At 73.3% G+C, this 15,567-nt stretch carries 16 protein-coding genes and 1 pseudogene; 15 read left to right on the top strand and 2 right to left on the bottom strand.

Annotated elements, in window-relative coordinates; all coding sequences use genetic code 11:
• Positions 1-5 precede the first annotated feature (5 nt).
• From ACIPSJ_RS32400 to ACIPSJ_RS32430, 7 genes and pseudogenes are all read left to right on the top strand, one after another.
• Positions 6-1,124, top strand: a complete 1,119-nt coding sequence (locus ACIPSJ_RS32400; RefSeq protein ID WP_401351554.1) for a DUF4037 domain-containing protein — start codon at positions 6-8, stop codon at positions 1,122-1,124.
• 416 nt (positions 1,125-1,540) lie between these two features.
• Positions 1,541-3,241, top strand: a pseudogene (locus ACIPSJ_RS32405) (sensor histidine kinase); the annotation flags it as partial.
• Positions 3,242-4,206: 965 nt separating this feature from the next.
• Entirely contained in the window at positions 4,207-4,641 is a 435-nt protein-coding gene (locus tag ACIPSJ_RS32410; protein WP_355714767.1) for a roadblock/LC7 domain-containing protein, read from the top strand.
• A gap of 2 nt (positions 4,642-4,643) precedes the next feature.
• On the top strand, positions 4,644-5,015 hold the full coding sequence (locus tag ACIPSJ_RS32415; RefSeq protein ID WP_359221684.1) for a DUF742 domain-containing protein: 372 nt from the start codon (positions 4,644-4,646) through the stop codon (positions 5,013-5,015).
• Positions 4,993-5,592 (top strand): GTP-binding protein, encoded by a 600-nt coding sequence (locus ACIPSJ_RS32420; RefSeq protein ID WP_401351229.1) that lies wholly within the window; start codon positions 4,993-4,995, stop codon positions 5,590-5,592. The genes ACIPSJ_RS32415 and ACIPSJ_RS32420 overlap by 23 nt, the downstream gene beginning before the upstream one ends.
• Positions 5,593-5,653: 61 nt before the next feature.
• Complete coding sequence (locus tag ACIPSJ_RS32425; protein WP_359221682.1) at positions 5,654-6,235, top strand: GAF domain-containing protein; 582 nt, start codon at positions 5,654-5,656, stop codon at positions 6,233-6,235.
• 57 nt (positions 6,236-6,292) lie between these two features.
• A complete protein-coding gene (locus ACIPSJ_RS32430) occupies positions 6,293-6,895 on the top strand; it encodes a TetR/AcrR family transcriptional regulator (RefSeq protein WP_355714777.1) in 603 nt (200 codons plus the stop codon).
• Between the two features lie 21 nt (positions 6,896-6,916).
• Here ACIPSJ_RS32430 and ACIPSJ_RS32435 read toward each other — a convergent pair whose 3' ends face one another.
• Both ACIPSJ_RS32435 and ACIPSJ_RS32440 read right to left on the bottom strand, forming a co-directional pair.
• Entirely contained in the window at positions 6,917-8,095 is a 1,179-nt protein-coding gene (locus ACIPSJ_RS32435) for a YbfB/YjiJ family MFS transporter (protein ID WP_401351556.1), read from the bottom strand.
• Between the two features lie 62 nt (positions 8,096-8,157).
• Positions 8,158-8,460 (bottom strand): muconolactone Delta-isomerase family protein, encoded by a 303-nt coding sequence (locus tag ACIPSJ_RS32440; protein WP_359221681.1) that lies wholly within the window; start codon positions 8,458-8,460, stop codon positions 8,158-8,160.
• A 108-nt stretch (positions 8,461-8,568) separates the two neighbouring features.
• On the opposite strand from ACIPSJ_RS32440, the gene ACIPSJ_RS32445 reads away from it, so the two are divergent.
• The 8 genes from ACIPSJ_RS32445 (at position 8,569) to ACIPSJ_RS32480 (ending at position 15,543) form a co-directional block, all read left to right on the top strand.
• Positions 8,569-9,498, top strand: a complete 930-nt coding sequence (locus tag ACIPSJ_RS32445) for a LysR family transcriptional regulator (protein WP_401351232.1) — start codon at positions 8,569-8,571, stop codon at positions 9,496-9,498.
• Positions 9,499-9,634: 136 nt separating this feature from the next.
• Positions 9,635-10,348: an SDR family NAD(P)-dependent oxidoreductase gene (locus tag ACIPSJ_RS32450; RefSeq protein WP_401351234.1), complete on the top strand. Its 714-nt coding sequence runs from the start codon at positions 9,635-9,637 to the stop codon at positions 10,346-10,348.
• Between the two features lie 32 nt (positions 10,349-10,380).
• A complete protein-coding gene (locus ACIPSJ_RS32455; protein WP_359221677.1) occupies positions 10,381-10,758 on the top strand; it encodes a hypothetical protein in 378 nt (125 codons plus the stop codon).
• A gap of 175 nt (positions 10,759-10,933) precedes the next feature.
• Entirely contained in the window at positions 10,934-11,962 is a 1,029-nt protein-coding gene (gene tdh / locus ACIPSJ_RS32460; protein WP_359221676.1) for an L-threonine 3-dehydrogenase, read from the top strand.
• A 19-nt stretch (positions 11,963-11,981) separates the two neighbouring features.
• Entirely contained in the window at positions 11,982-13,175 is a 1,194-nt protein-coding gene (locus ACIPSJ_RS32465) for a glycine C-acetyltransferase (protein ID WP_359221674.1), read from the top strand.
• Positions 13,176-13,467: 292 nt separating this feature from the next.
• Positions 13,468-14,370 carry a LysR family transcriptional regulator gene (locus ACIPSJ_RS32470; protein ID WP_359221672.1) on the top strand — a complete coding sequence of 301 codons (903 nt, stop codon included), beginning with the start codon at positions 13,468-13,470 and terminating at the stop codon, positions 14,368-14,370.
• Between the two features lie 58 nt (positions 14,371-14,428).
• Positions 14,429-15,010: a helix-turn-helix domain-containing protein gene (locus tag ACIPSJ_RS32475; RefSeq protein WP_401351237.1), complete on the top strand. Its 582-nt coding sequence runs from the start codon at positions 14,429-14,431 to the stop codon at positions 15,008-15,010.
• Positions 15,007-15,543 carry a GNAT family N-acetyltransferase gene (locus ACIPSJ_RS32480; RefSeq protein WP_401351239.1) on the top strand — a complete coding sequence of 179 codons (537 nt, stop codon included), beginning with the start codon at positions 15,007-15,009 and terminating at the stop codon, positions 15,541-15,543. Before ACIPSJ_RS32475 ends, ACIPSJ_RS32480 begins: the two co-directional genes overlap by 4 nt.
• The last annotated feature ends 24 nt before the right edge of the window (positions 15,544-15,567 follow it).

Raw genomic sequence — 15,567 nt, forward strand, 5'->3', positions numbered from 1 at the left:
CACATATGCCAACCCCCGCCTTCTTACCGGGACTTGAGCTGTCCCGACGCTTCTACACCGAGGCCGTGCGCTCGCTGCTGGAGGAGGCCGCCCCCGGAATACCCCATACGGCGGCCCGTATCGGCCCGGGCTCCGAAGTCCTCGGCTACGACACCGAACGCTCCGCCGACCACGAATGGGGCCCACGCCTCCAGCTTTTCCTCCACCCCCACGATGTGCCGCGCCATGCCGCCCGCATCAGACATGTGCTCGCCCAACACCTCCCGAAGACCTTCCACGGCTGGCCCACCCACTTCGCCGCCACCAAGGACCGGGACATCCGGGTCATGCAGGTCACCGAAGGGCCCGTGCACCACCGTGTCGAGGTGACCGCCGTGTCCCCCTGGTTCCGGGCCGCCCTCGGCTTCGATCCGGCCTCCGGAGTCACCCCGGCGCACTGGCTCGCCACCCCCACCCAGCTGCTCGCCGAGGCCACGGCCGGCGCCGTGTTCCACGACGGCCTCCGCACGCTCACCCCGGCCCGGGCCGCACTGCGCTGGTACCCCCACGACCTGTGGCTCCATCTCCTCGCCTGCCAGTGGCGGCGCATCGCCCAGGAGGAGGCCTTCGTCGGCCGCTGCGGCGAGGTCGGCGACGAACTGGGCTCCGCCGTCGAGGCCGCCCGCCTGGTCCGCGACCTCATGCGGCTCTGCCTGCTGATGGACCGGCGCTATCCGCCGTACGGCAAATGGCTCGGCAGCGCCTTCGCCCGCACCCCGGCGGCCCCTCGGCTCACCCCCGAGCTCACCGCCGTGCTCGCCGCCACCGACTGGCACACCCGTGAGCGGCACCTGGCCCATGCCTACGAGATCGTCGCCCATCTCCACAACGAACTGGAGCTCACCGACCGGGTGGACCCCGGTACCCGCTCCTACCACTCCAGGCCGTTCCGTGTCCTGCGCGCCGATCGCTTCACCCGGGCCCTCACCGCCCGCATCAAGGACCCGGACATACGGGAGCTGCGGACGGCCGGCGCGGTGGACCAGTTCATCGACAGCACCGAGGTCCTGAGCCACCCGGATCTGGCCGGGGCCGCGACCGACGCGGTGACGGGCGTCGACGCCCAGCGCGGTCACCGTGAGTGACGTTCTGGGGGATGGTGGCGGGGATGTGCGGGCCGCGCGGGCGTGCTGCCGGGGCGGCCGGGGGCGCATGGACGGGCGCCCGGTGCATGGACGGGGAGCGTGGGGCGCCCCGGTCCTCATGTTCTGCGGGTGACCTTTTTTGAGCAGGTCGGATCGGTTGTCGGCTGTTCAGGCGCGAAGCGTCGAGGGGGTTATCGGTCTTTCGTACGACGGCTCATACCAGAGCGGGACCCTCCCCGGGGGACTTTGTCAACTGCCCACCGCACATGATGCGTCGGCGACTACTGTGAGTGTCCGTCGGACGACACGGGGCCGAATTCTTTTGCGGTCCCCTCGTCCAACATCGCGATGGCGCATGCCCACCTCGCGTGCCCCGCGCGAGGAATCAGGCCCGACGGACCAGTACGAGGACGCAGATGTCTCACCTCCGTGCACCGGCCGCCCGCGCCGACCGCCGTGAGGGCGGCCGGCACGGACGTCCGGTCGCCCGACCCGTTCCCGCGCTGCCCGAGACCCACATACGGCCTCAGCTGATGCGTCTCGCCGTGCTGCCGCCGGTCGCGGTGGCGCTCAGCGGCTGCGCGGCCGTCCTGTTCACCGTCCGCTCCACCGGCGCGCGGCCCGGCCTCACCCTGCTGGCCGTGCTGGCCGGAGCGGTCTCGGTGACGGCCGCGGCCGTCGTGATCGCCTCCGTGGCCGCCGGCCGCGCCGCCCGCTCGGTCAGCGACCGCGTCGGCACCCTGCGCCGCAACGCGGCCCGCGGCGAGGCCGACCTGGTGGCCCTCGTCGACGCGCTGCGCCGTGGCGAGACCCCGCCGCAGCGCACCCCGCGCGGCGGACCGCCCGCCGATGCCGACGACTTCGAACTGCTCGCCGCCGACCTGTCCCGCGCGCACGACGGCGCCGTCACCGCCGTCGTGCAGGCGGCCCAGCTCTCCAGCCAGGCCGGCAGCGAACAGAAGCTGGAGGTCTTCGTCAACCTGGCGCGGCGGCTTCAGTCCCTCGTGCACCGGGAGATCTCGATCCTGGACGACCTGGAGAACGAGATCGAGGACCCGGACCTCCTCAAGGGCCTCTTCCACGTCGACCACCTGGCCACCCGCATCCGACGGCACGCCGAGAACCTCGCCGTGCTCGGTGGCGCGGTCTCCCGGCGGCAGTGGAGCAACCCGGTCTCCATGACCGAGGTGCTGCGCTCCGCCATCGCCGAGGTCGAGCAGTACTCCCGGGTGAAACTCGTCCCGCCGATCGACGGCGAACTGCGCGGCCACGCCGTCGCCGACGTGATCCACCTGCTCGCCGAACTCGTCGAGAACGCCACCGTGTTCTCCGCCCCGCACACCCAGGTGCTGCTCCGCGCCAACCTCGTCACCTCCGGCCTCGCGGTCGAGGTCGAGGACCGCGGACTCGGCATGCCCGTCGGCGAACAGTCCAAGATGAACGCCCTGCTCGCCGACCCCGACCAGGTCAACGTCGCCAGCCTGCTCGCCGACGGCCGCATCGGCCTGTTCGTCGTCTCCCAGCTCGCCCGCCGCCACGGCATCAACGTCCGCCTCCAGACCAACATCTACGGCGGCGTCCAGGCCGTCCTCGTCGTCCCGCAGGCCCTGCTCGGTACGACACCGGGCGCACCCGGGGCCGTACCCGTACCGCAGCCGCGGGACCCGGGGGCCGGAGGCGCCGTGCCGGGGGTACCGGGCGGTGCGCCGGAAGGCGGAGCCCCGCGGCCGTCCGACGGCACCGGTCCGGTGGAGGTCGTTCGCACCGCCGCCGGACCGAACGCGGGGGCCGCCGGGGGCCGGACGACCGCCATGCCCGGTGCGGGCGGTGTGGGCGGTGCGGGCGGTGCCTCGGCGGGGCGGCGGTCCGAGCCGCCCGAGGACCCGACCACGACGCCCGTCGGCGGGCGGCGTCGGCGCGCGCAGCAGGGGGGCGCGGGTGCTGCCACACCGCTGCCGGTACGCGGCTCGCAGGAGACCCGGCCCAACCCCGCCGACGCGCTGCCCGGCATCCGGCCCGAGGACCGGCCCGTGGTGGCCGAGCACGCGGGCACCACGCCCGTCCCGCGGGTCGGCGCCGTGCGCGGCACCATGGGCAAACCCCAACTGCCGCGCCGCCGCGCCCAGGAACACATCGTCCCCCAGCTCCGCGGCGGCCCCGCGCCCCGCCAGGACAACGAGAACCCGGCCGGACACGACCCCGGCCTCATGGCCGCCTTCCAGCGAGGCATCGGCCTCGCCGAAGCCCAGCAGCACCTGGAGGCCACCCAGGGGGAGCCCACAGCCGCCGACGGGACGACGGGCGGCGGGGCACCCGGAGACTTCCTCCACACCGGTCTCACCGGCATGGGCTTCGCCGACATGGGCGCGGACAACATGAGCACGGCGATCGGCCTGGGCGGCGAGGCGGCGACCAGCACGTCCCACGCCACACATGCCGACGCCACACACATGGAGACCGCACACATGGGGGCGGCCCTTGGAGATCCCGCCCACGTGGACGCCGGGCACATGGCTCCGGACCACACCACCCCGCACCACACCACCCCGCACCACACCACCGCGCACCACACCACCCCGGACCACAGCACCTTGGGCCAGAGCGTGCTGGACCAGGCGGCCGGGGACCCCATGGGGCCGGAACACCTGGGGCAAGAACACATGGGGCCAGAGCACATGGGCCCGGACCACATCAGCCCGGACCACACCGGCACGGATTACACAGGCCGGGCATACACGGGCCCGGAGTACGTGGGCGCGGGATACATGGGCTCGGCACACAGCGTCCCGGATCACTCGATCCCGAACCACCTCGCCGGGGACCATGCCGCCCCGGAGTACCTCGCCCCGGACCACATGGCCCCGGCACCCCAGGGCCGAAGCCACCGCGACCCGGCCGACCCCCGGACCGCGCCTCGACCCCAGCCCCAGCCCCACTCCCCGACCCTGCGCCCGGTGCACACCTCCGACCTCACCGCCCGGCCCGACGGGAGCGCACCGGCCGGATGACCAGCACCGCGTTCACCCCCACCCCCACCCCCAGCGCTCCCGCAGACCTTCGTACCCCAAGGAGTCGATCCACCATGGCGAGCGATGCGCCGACCGCCCAGGTATCCGACCTCGACTGGCTGATGAGCGGGCTAGTGCAGCGCGTACCGCACACCACCAGCGCGGTGCTCCTGTCCTGCGACGGACTGGTGAAGTCCGTCCACGGCCTCGACCCGGACAGCGCCGACCACATGGCGGCGCTCGCCTCCGGCCTCTACTCGCTCGGCCGCAGCGCGGGCGTCCGGTTCGGCGACGGCGGTGACGTCCGCCAGGTCGTCGTCGAACTCGACTCGACGCTGCTGTTCGTCACCACCGCCGGCTCCGGCACCTGCCTCGCCGTCATGGCCGGCCGCGAGGCCGACGCCGCCGTCCTCGGCTACGAGATGGCGATGCTGGTCAAGAGCGTCCGCCCGTACCTCGTCACCGCGCCCCGGCAGCACGCCGTCGAACCCACGGCGATGAGGCCTTGAGGGTGGCGGCAGCCGGCGACGGGCCGTGGCTCGACGACGCGGCCGGACGCCTGGTGCGCCCGTTCACGGTCAGCAACGGCCGCACCGAGCCCAGCATCGCCCTCGACCTGATGTCGCAGGTGATGGCCACCGGGGCCACCCCGCTCGGCTACCTCGGCCCCGAGCACGCGCAGGCGCTCGACCTGTGCCGCGCGCCCGTCCCGGTCGCCGAGGTCGCCGCGCACCTCAAACTGCCCGCCGTGGTCACCAAGGTGCTGCTCTCCGACCTCGTCGACTGCGGGGCGCTGACCGCCAAGCCCCCCGTCTTCCACCACAACCCCACGGACCGGTCCCTACTGGAGGCAGTGCTCGATGGACTACGACGACAGCTCTGACCCCTTCCCCACCGCGCTGAAAATCCTGGTGGCCGGTGGGTTCGGGGTCGGCAAGACCACCTTCGTGGGCGCGGTCAGCGAGATCGCGCCGCTGTCCACGGAGGAACTCCTCACCACGGTCAGCGCCGCGACCGACAGTCTCGACGGCGTCGAGAACAAGGTCGAGACGACCGTGGCGATGGACTTCGGTCGCATCACACTGGACGCGGAACACGTGCTCTACCTGTTCGGCACGCCCGGGCAGGAGCGGTTCTGGTTCATGTGGGACGAGCTGTCCGAAGGCGCGCTCGGCGCGGTCATCCTCGCCGACACCCGCCGCCTGGAGGACTGCTTCGCGGCCGTCGACTTCTTCGAGGAGCGCGGCCTCGGCTTCATCGTCGCCATCAACGAGTTCGACGGCTCCTACCGCTACGACCCCGAGGAGGTGCGCGCCGCCATCGATCTCGACCCGGAGGTCCCGGTCGTCCGCTGCGACGCCCGGATCTCCAGTTCCGGCGTCCAGACCCTGCTCACCCTCGTCCGCCATCTCATCGCCCACGCTCCGGTCTCTGCGCCGAGCCACGGCGCCCACATGTGATCCCCACACACCCCTCACGGAGCCCGTATATGACCCACGTCCACAACGACGGAGCCCGCGCATGAGGTACGACCCGTCGCGCCCGGCCGGTCGTCTGCTGCTCACGCCGGAGGACAAGGAGGCACCCGAGCGCACCCGCCGCCTCGGCCAACTACGCCTGGGCGGGCGCCCGGAGCCCGAGCTCGACGTCTTCGCGGACCGGCTCGCCGAGGTCACCGGGGCCCCCTACGCCATGGTCAACTTCATCGACCGGGACCGCCAGTTCTTCGCGGGCCTGCACCTGCCGGCCGTGGCACCGCCCGTGGTGAAGCCCGACGGCACCATCCCCGTGCTCGGCCGTGAACTGCCCCGCGACCACGGTTTCTGCCCCCATGTGGTGGTCCGGCGCAAGGCGCTCGTCCTGGAGGACGTCTGCGACTACCCGCGGTTCGCGGGCAACCCGGTCGTCGACGAGTTCGGCATCCGCTCCTACCTCGGCGCCCCGCTCATCGACAGCACCGGGACGGTGCTCGGCACGGTGTGCGTGATCGACGTGGAGCCCCGGCCCTGGGGCCGGCCCGGTCTGGAGACCATCAAGGCGTCGGCGGCGGAGCTGGTGGCCCGCATCGAGCGCCGCGAGGCCGACGGCCTCCCGCTGCTGTGACGACGGGAACAGCCCCGTCACTAGCCGACCGGTCTAATACCTCCGTACCCTTGCGGTATGGGACGCACCAGTGACGCCAAGCGGAAGATCCTCGACGCCGCCCGGTCGCTGATCGAGGGGCGCGGCTACTCGGCGCTCGGCGTGGCCGAGATCTGCAAGGCGGCCGGGGTGCCGAAGGGGAGTTTCTACTACTTCTTCGACTCCAAGGAGTCCCTCGCGCTCGCCGTCGTCGACGAGCACTGGGCGGCCCAGAAACGCGACTGGACCCGGGCCCTCGGGAGCGACGCGGAGCCGCTCGCGCGGCTGCGGCGGCTGTTCGAGGAGACGGAGGCCGCTCAACTGGCCGTCCAGCAGGGCTGCGGCACGGTGGCGGGCTGTCTGTTCGGGAACCTGACCCTGGAGCTGAGCAACCAGACCGAAGCGGTCCGCGGCCGGCTCCAGGAGATCTTCGACGCGCAGGTCGACATGGTGGAGTCCGTCGTCGCCGAGGCCCGCGAGCGCGGCGAGGTGGGTGTGACCGACACCCGGGAGGCGGCGCGGGCGGTGGTGGCCCAGCTGGAGGGCCAGGTGATGTTCGCCAAGCTGTACAACAGCACCGGGCGGCTGAGCCCCCTGTGGCAGAACTGCCGGGCGCTGCTCGGCGTGACAGAGCCCCGGTGACGGTGCTTCAGCGATGGTCTCTCAGTAACGGTGTCCGGGTGACGGTGCCTGAGGACGCGTGACGTCGGCCGCCTGCCGCCGTCGTACCGGCAGGGTGTGGTCCCCGCCCATGTGGCCGGCCGGGTCGTGCGGGAAGCCGATCCGCAGGACGGCGGCGGCCGCGGCCGCGGCCAGGACCGCCAGGGCGGCCAGGAGCAGGGCCTGGTGGTAGCCGTGGCGCAGGAGCGGGGCGACGACCAGGGGGCCGAGGATCTGGCCGACGGAGTATCCGGCGGTCAGCAGGGCGACGGAGCGAGGGAAGCGCAGCTGCGCCCCCGTGGCCAGGGCGAGGGTGCTGACGCCCAGGAACGTGGCGCCGAACAGCACGGCCGAACCCAGGGCGGCGGCGGTGCTCCCGGTCAGCGCGGGCAGGGCGATGCCGGCCGCCTGGACCACGAGCGCGGTGAGCAGCAGGCCCGGTCGGGACCACCGGCGCCCGAGCCGGGCCCACAGCGCCGAGGACGGTACGGCGGCCAGTCCCACCAGCACCCAGGCGCCGCTGCCGAGCCAGCCGGGGGAGCCCTGGCCGATCGCCGCGACCAGGAAGGTACCGGCGACGATGTAGCCGACGCCCTCCAGGAAGTAGCTCACGAACAGGGCGCCGAACCAGCGGTGCCCGCGCGCCCGCGCCCGGCCTCCGGCCACCGGGGCGACGGCGGGCGCCTCCTCGGGCCGTAGCCGCCACGCGGCCGCGGCCAGCAGCGCGGCGAGCGCGGCGGCGGACCACCAGGCGGCCCGCCAGTCGGCGACCGGCCGCAGGGCCAGGACCAGCAGACCGGACAGCGCGATGCCCGCGCCGACCCCGCCGAAGGCCCAGCCGGGCAGGTGCGCCGGATGGTCCCGCAGGTGGTGCAGGAGGGCGGCGACGGCGACGACGAAGACCAGGGCGCTCGCCGCCCCGGCCAGCAGCCGCAGCGCGCCCCACACGAGCACGCTGTGGGTGAGGGGCATCGCGGCCAGCGTGGCGGTCAGCAGGAGCAGGGAGCCGCGCAGCACGGTACGCGAGCGGACCAGCGCGGGGGCCAGGGTGCCCGCGAGCGCGCCGACGAGATAGCCGACGTAGTTGGCGGTGGCCAGGTTCGCCCCGGCACCCGCGGACAGCCCCGCCCGGGCGTGCATCAGGGGCAGGATCGGGGTGTAGACGAAGCGGCCCACCCCCATGCCCGCGGCGAGCGCGGCGGCGGCCCGGGCGACATGGGCCCAGGGGGACGGGGCGGGAGCGGTCATCGGGAGCCGTCGACCCGGCCCGGGTCGTTGGGGTGGGACTCCAGCGGGGTGACCGTCAGCGTCATCCAGGGGCGCAGCGGCAGGGTGCCGAGCACCTTCTCGTGGAGTTCCTCCTCGTCGGCGGCGCGCCAGACGCCGATGCTGCGCAACTCGCCCACGGGGCGCCACAGTCGGGCCAGCCTGCCCTCCGCGGCCAGTTCCCGCGCGCGGACGGCCTCCGCGGCCCGCCGCCGGTCGACCTCGTCCCGGTCCGTGCCCTCGGGGACGGTGGTGGTGATCTCCACCAGGAACTCCCGCACGATGTGCTCCCTCCGTCGTCGCTCACCTCATCGTGCGTCCGGCACCGGCGGCGGTGCCACGACCGGCTGCCTCGCTGCTGGGAGGCACGGCCTCGCACCGCGCGTAGCATGGCGCGCGTGGAACTGCGCCAGCTGCGGTATTTCGTCGCGGTCGCCGAGGAACTGAACTTCGGCCGGGCCGCCGAGCGGCTGCTCATCGCCGGCCCCTCCCTCTCCCAGCAGATCAAGGCCCTCGAACGCGACCTGGGTGTCCGGCTGTTCGACCGGGACCGCCGCTCGGTCTCGCTCACCCCGGCCGGTGCCGCCCTGCTCCCGGACACCCGCGCCCTGCTGGAGCGGGCCGCCGACCTGGAACGCCGGGCCGGGCGCCTGTCGGGTTCGCAGCCGGTACGGCTCGGCTACGTCAACTGGCTCCCGCCGGACCTGGCTTCGCGGACGGCGGCGGTGGCCCGGGTACACCTCGACGCCTGGGTCGCTCCGTCCCACACCCAGGCCGCCCGGGTCGCCGACGGCAGCCTGGACCTGGCCGTCTGCTGGGTGCGTACCGAGGACCTCGAACGGCTCGGGCTGCGGGCCCGGCTGATCGGCGCCGACCGGCTGTACGCCGTCGCGAAGGGCACCGACACCGCCGACCTGGCGGCCCGGGACATGGACGTCCTCATCGACGACGACCTCACCTCCTGGGCCTCCTGGAACGAGTACGGCACGGAACTGGCGCAGGCCGTCGGGGCGCGCCAGGTCCGCATCTCCGACGGCGCCGTCACCGGCCCCGCCTTCTTCGACCACGTCCGCCGCTGCACCCGCCCCGTTCTCAACTCGCCCAAGGGACAGACCACTCCGCTCCCGTCCGACCTGGTCCGCCGTGAGGTCGTCGCGCCGAAGGCGTACTGGACCTGGTCCCTGGTCCGGCGCGCGAACGAGGACCGGGCCGGCGTCCTGGCCACCGTCGACGCCCTGTGCGACGGCGTCGGAGACCTCGGGATCCACGCCCCGGACGCCTGGCTGCCGGCCGGCGACCCGCACGCGCTCCCACGCTGAGCCGAGCCGCGCACTGGGAGGCTGAGGCTCCCAGCAGTGAGGAAACCGATCGTGGCGTCTCGGATCCACCCGGCCTACCTTCCAAATAGTCGACCGGTCGGCTAGTAACGGGTCATCCACCAGGAAGCAGGTCACCATGAGCACGCAGCAGCAGAAGGTCGCGATCGTCACCGGCGCCTCGCAGGGCATCGGCGCCGCCCTCGTCGAGGGCTACCGCAAGCTCGGTCACGCCGTCGTCGCCACCTCGCGCACCATCGCCCCCGTCGACGACGACGGTGTTCTCACCGTCCAGGGCGACATCGCCGACCCGGCGACCGCCGAACGGGTCGTCGCGGCCGCCGTCGAGCGGTACGGCCGTATCGACACCGTGGTCAACAACGCGGGCGTCTTCGTCGCGAAGCCCTTCACCGACTACACGGCCGAGGACTACGCAGCCGTGACCGGGATCAACGTCGCCGGCTTCTTCCACCTCACCCAGCAGGCGCTGCCGCAGCTGCTCGCCCAGGGCGGCGGGCACATCGTCAGCGTCACCACCAGCCTGGTCGACAGCCCGGACGCCCGGGTCCCCTCCGTCCTGGCCTCGCTGACCAAGGGCGGCCTGCAGTCCGCGACCAAGTCCCTGGCGATCGAGTACGCCACCCGCGGCGTCCGCGTCAACGCGGTGTCGCCCGGCACCATCAAGACCCCCATGCACCCGGCGGAGACCCATGACTTCCTCGCCGCCCTGCACCCGGTCGGCCGGATGGGTGAAGTGAGCGACATCGTCGACGCGGTGCTCTTCCTGGAGACGGCACCGTTCGTCACCGGCGAGATCCTGCACGTCGACGGCGGTATGAGCGCCGGTCACTGACCGTACGCCACGTCTTGGAACAAGGAGCGGACATGACCACGACGACGGACGACACGGCGATCCTGAGCGGAGTGCTCGACCGGTGGAAGGCGAACGTCGACGCGCACCGGCCGGACCGCGTCGCCGCCCTCTTCACCGAGGACGCCGTCTTCCAGGGGCTGCACCCCTACAGCGTCGGACGGCAGGGCGTCGCCGACTACTACGCCTCCCAGCCCCTCGGCATGAAGGCGGAGTACCGCGTCCTGGAGACCCGGCGGCTCGCGGACGGCGTCGTCCTCGGCTATCTGGCCGTCGAGTTCTCGTTCACGGACCGGCCCCCGTTGGACGTGAAACTCTCGGTGCTCGTCACCCGGGTGGCCCAGGAGTGGTTCATCGGTCACTACCAGGTCTCCCGCCTCGAACAGGCGTGACCCACAAGGCCGTCCGGGCGGCGTGAAGCGCAGCTGTGGCGGCGCTTAAGAAAACCTCGATGGACCCGGTGCGCCAGGTGCGGCAGATTGCTGTGCGATATACCACCCCCCATGCCCGGCCGCGGGCCGCTCCGGCGTGCCCGCGGCCGGGACCTCACGCACAGGAGCCGTAGCGTTGAAGGCGCTGGTCAAGGAGAAGGCGGAGCCCGGGCTGTGGCTCGCGGACGTGCCGGAGCCCACGGTCGGACCGGGTGACGTACTGATCAAGGTGGAGCGGACCGGTATCTGCGGTACCGATCTGCACATCCGGGCCTGGGACGGCTGGGCCCAGCAGGCCATCACCACCCCGCTGGTGCTCGGGCACGAGTTCGTCGGCGAGGTCGTCGGGACCGGCCGGGACGTCACCGACGTCGAGGTCGGCGACCGGGTCAGCGGCGAGGGCCACCTCGTCTGCGGAAAGTGCCGCAACTGCCAAGCGGGACGGCGCCATCTGTGCCGGGCCACGGTCGGCCTCGGCGTGGGCCGCGACGGCGCGTTCGCCGAGTACGTCGTCCTGCCCGCCGGCAACGTCTGGGTGCACCGCGTCCCCGTCGACCTCGACGTGGCCGCGATCTTCGACCCGTTCGGCAACGCCGTGCACACCGCCCTCTCCTTCCCGCTGGTCGGCGAGGACGTCCTGATCACCGGCGCCGGGCCGATCGGCCTCATGGCCGCCGCCGTGGCCCGGCACGCGGGCGCCCGGCACGTCATGATCACCGACGTCAGCGAGGAGCGCCTGGACCTCGCCCGCAAGATCGGCGTGAGCCTCGCGCTGAACGTGGCGCGGGCCGAGATCGCCGACGGGCAGCGGGAGCTGGGCCTGCGCGAGGGCTTCGACATCGGCCTGGAGATGTCCGGCCGCCCCGAGGCCATGCGGGACATGATCGCCAACATGACGCACGGCGGCCGGATCGCCATGCTCGGCCTGCCCGCCCAGGAGTTCCCCGTCGACTGGGCCCGCGTCGTCACCTCGATGATCACCATCAAGGGCATCTACGGCCGTGAGATGTTCGAGACCTGGTACGCGATGTCGGTCCTCCTGGAGGGCGGACTCGACCTCACCCCCGTGATCACCGGCCGCTACGGCTACCGCGACTTCGAGGCCGCGTTCGCCGACGCGGCGAGCGGCCGCGGCGGCAAGGTCATCCTCGACTGGACCGCGTAACCCCCTAGGAGCTTCTGCGATGTTCGACTCCGTGCGCGACGACCTGCGCACCACCCTCGACGAGATCCGCGCCGCCGGCCTGCACAAGCCCGAGCGGGTGATCGGCACCCCCCAGTCCGCGACCGTCGGGGTCACCGCGGGCGGCCGCCCCGGCGAGGTCCTCAACTTCTGCGCCAACAACTACCTGGGTCTCGCCGACCACCCCGAGGTGATCGCCGCCGCCCACGAGGCCCTGGACCGCTGGGGCTACGGCATGGCCTCCGTGCGCTTCATCTGCGGCACCCAGGAGGTCCACAAGGAGCTGGAGGAACGCCTCGCCGCGTTCCTCGGCCAGGAGGACACGATCCTCTACTCCTCCTGCTTCGACGCCAACGGCGGTGTCTTCGAGACCCTCCTCGGCCCCGAGGACGCGGTGATCTCCGACGCCCTCAACCACGCCTCGATCATCGACGGCATCCGCCTCTCCAAGGCCCGCCGCTTCCGCTACGCCAACCGCGACCTGGCCGACCTGGAGCAGCAGTTGAAGGAGGCGCAGTCCGCCCGGCGCCGCCTGGTCGTCACCGACGGCGTCTTCTCGATGGACGGCTATGTGGCCCCGCTCCGCGAGATCTGCGACCTCGCCGACCGCTACGACGCGATGGTCATGGTCGACGACTCGCACGCCGTCGGCTTCGTCGGCCCCTCCGGGCGCGGCACCCCCGAACTGCACGGCGTGATGGACCGCGTCGACATCATCACCGGCACCCTCGGCAAGGCCCTCGGCGGCGCCTCCGGCGGCTACGTCGCCGCCCGCGCGGAGATCGTCGCCCTGCTCCGCCAGCGCTCCCGCCCCTACCTCTTCTCCAACTCCCTCGCGCCGGTGATCGCGGCGGCCTCCCTCAAGGTCCTCGACCTGCTGGAGTCGGCCGACGACCTGCGCGTCCGGCTCGCCGAGAACACCGCCCTGTTCCGCCGCCGGATGACCGCCGAGGGCTTCGACGTCCTCCCCGGCGACCACGCCATCGCCCCCGTGATGATCGGCGACGCGGCCCAGGCCGCCCGGATGGCCGAGCTGCTGCTGGAGCGCGGGGTGTACGTGATCGGCTTCTCCTACCCGGTGGTCCCGCAGGGCCAGGCCCGGATCCGCGTCCAGCTCTCCGCGGCGCACTCCACGGACGACGTCGACCGCGCGGTGGACGCCTTCGTCGCGGCCCGGGCGGAACTGGCGGGCTGAGCGAGGGCGGCGGCCCGCGCGGCAGCGGCCTGGGCGGCGGCTTGCTGAGCGGTAGCGGACCGGCGGCGGCTTGGACGGGAACCCGGGCGTCGGCGACCCGGTCGGCGCCCGGACGCCCGCGGATCGACCGACCGCGGAGGCGCCGGCGGGTCGACCGGCTCTCGACCGGCTGCCGCTGCGGCGGTCCGGTCGACGCCGGAACCGCGGCTCCGGTCGGCGCCGCAACCGCCGGTCCGAGTGGCGTCGGAACCGCCGGTCCGGTCGGCGCCGACAAATTGCGATAATCAATCCCATGATCGAGGCGCGGCGGCTCCACATCCTCCGTGCGGTGGCGGACCACCGCACGGTGACGGCGGCTGCCGCCGCGCTCTTCCTGACCCCCTCGGCGGTCTCCCAGCAGCTGGCGGCCCTGGAGCAGGAGACCGGCCACCGCCTGGTCGAGCGCAGCGCCAAGGGCGTACGACTGACCGCGGCCGGCGAGATCCTGCTCGCGCACACCAACGCGGTCCTCGCCCAGCTGGAGCGGGCCGAGGCCGAACTGGCCGCCTACAGCTCCGGCGAGGCCGGCACGGTCACCGTCGCCGCCTTCGCCACCGGCATCGCGCAGGTGGTCGCCCCGGCCGTGGCCCACCTCGCCCGCACCGCCCCCGGCATCCGCATCCGCGTCCAGGACGCCGAGGGCGACGCCAGCCTCCCGATGGTGCTGGACCGGCAGGTCGACGTCGCGGTGGCCGTCGAGTACCGGGGCGCCCCGCCCGCCGACGACCCCCGCCTGACCCACGTGCCCCTGTACGCCGAGCCCTTCGACGCGGTCGTCCCGCTCCACCACCGCCTGGCCGAGGCCTCCGAGGTCCCGCTCGCCGAGCTGGCCAAGGACCCCTGGATCGGCCCCTACCCCGGCAACCCCTGCCATGACGTGGTCGTCCTGGCCTGCGAGAACGCCGGCTTCCAGCCGCGCCTCGAACACTCCTCCGACGACTTCCGTGCCGTGGTGGCGCTGGCCTCGGCCGACGCGGGCGTGGCCCTCGTCCCCCGCTCGGCCCTGCGTGGCACGGACCTGACCGGGGTGGTCGTACGCCCCGTCGACGGCGTCGCCCCGACCCGACGCGTGTTCGCGGCCGTACGACGCGGAGCCGAGGGCCATCCCCTGATCCGCCCGGTGCTGGAGGCGCTGGGAGAGGCCGCCCGCCCGTGAGCCTTCCGTACCGTGGCCCTTAACACGGATGTTTCATATCAGGGATAGTGTCCCGGATATGAAACGAGACGACGCGGCGGCCCCCGACCCCGTCGACGCCCGGCTCGGCGGCCGCCTCGCCGAACTGCGGGCCGAACACGGCTGGTCCCTGGGCGAGCTGGCGGAGCGCAGCGGCATCAGCAAGTCGACCCTGTCCCGGGCCGAGCGCGCCGAGATCAGCCCCACCGCCGCGCTCCTCAACCGGCTCTGCAACGTCTACGGCCGGACCATGTCCCAGCTGCTCAGCGAGGTCGAGGCCGAGCCCGCGCCGGTGCTCCGCGCCGCCGAACAGCGGGTGTGGGAGGACCGCACCTCCGGTTTCGTACGACGGTCCGTGTCGCCGCCGCACGGCGGGCTGCGCGGCGAACTCGTCGAGGGCCGGCTCGCGGCGGGCGCGGACCTCGCCTACGACCGCCCGCCCGTGCCCGGTCTGGAACAGCACATCTGGGTGCTCGACGGCACGCTCGCCGTCACCGCGCAGGGGAGCGAGCACCACCTGGACACCGGCGACTGCCTGCGGCTGCGGGTGTGGGGGCCGACGCGCTTCCGCTGCGTGGGGCCGGGGGAGACGCGGTACGTCCTGGCGGTGGTGCGGCCGTGACGGCGCTGCGGCTCGGGGCGGACCGACTGCCGGAGCGGGTGGGGGAGTTGGCCGACCTGCTCGCCGACACCGTGAACGCCGGGGCGTCCGTCGGCTTCCTGGCGCCCTTCGATCGGGAGCGGGCCGCCGCCTGGTGGCAGGGGCGGGTGGACGCCGTGGCGACGGGACGGCTCGCGGTGTGGGCGGCCCTGGACGGCGGGGACCGGGTGGTGGGGACCGTCAGCCTGTCCTTCCCCTTCCCCGACAAGCCCAACAGCCGGCACCGCGCCGAACTGGTCAAGCTGATGGTCCACCGCGACGCCCGGGGCCGCGGCCTCGGACGCCGGCTGCTGGCCGTCGCCGAGGAGGCCGCGGCCGCCACCGGGATCACCCTGCTGCATCTGGACACCGAGACCGGCAGCCCTGCCGAACACCTCTACCGCACGGCCGGCTGGACCCGGGCCGGGGTCATCCCCGACTACGCGGCCGACCCCGCCGGGGTGCTGCGGCCGACGACCCTCTACTACAAGCACCTGGACCTTCCGGCCGGGTGACTGTCAGTGCCAGGGGCTACCGTT

Origin of the sequence: Streptomyces sp. NPDC090088 (assembly GCF_044747345.1) — a bacterium.
Classification (GTDB): domain Bacteria; phylum Actinomycetota; class Actinomycetes; order Streptomycetales; family Streptomycetaceae; genus Streptomyces.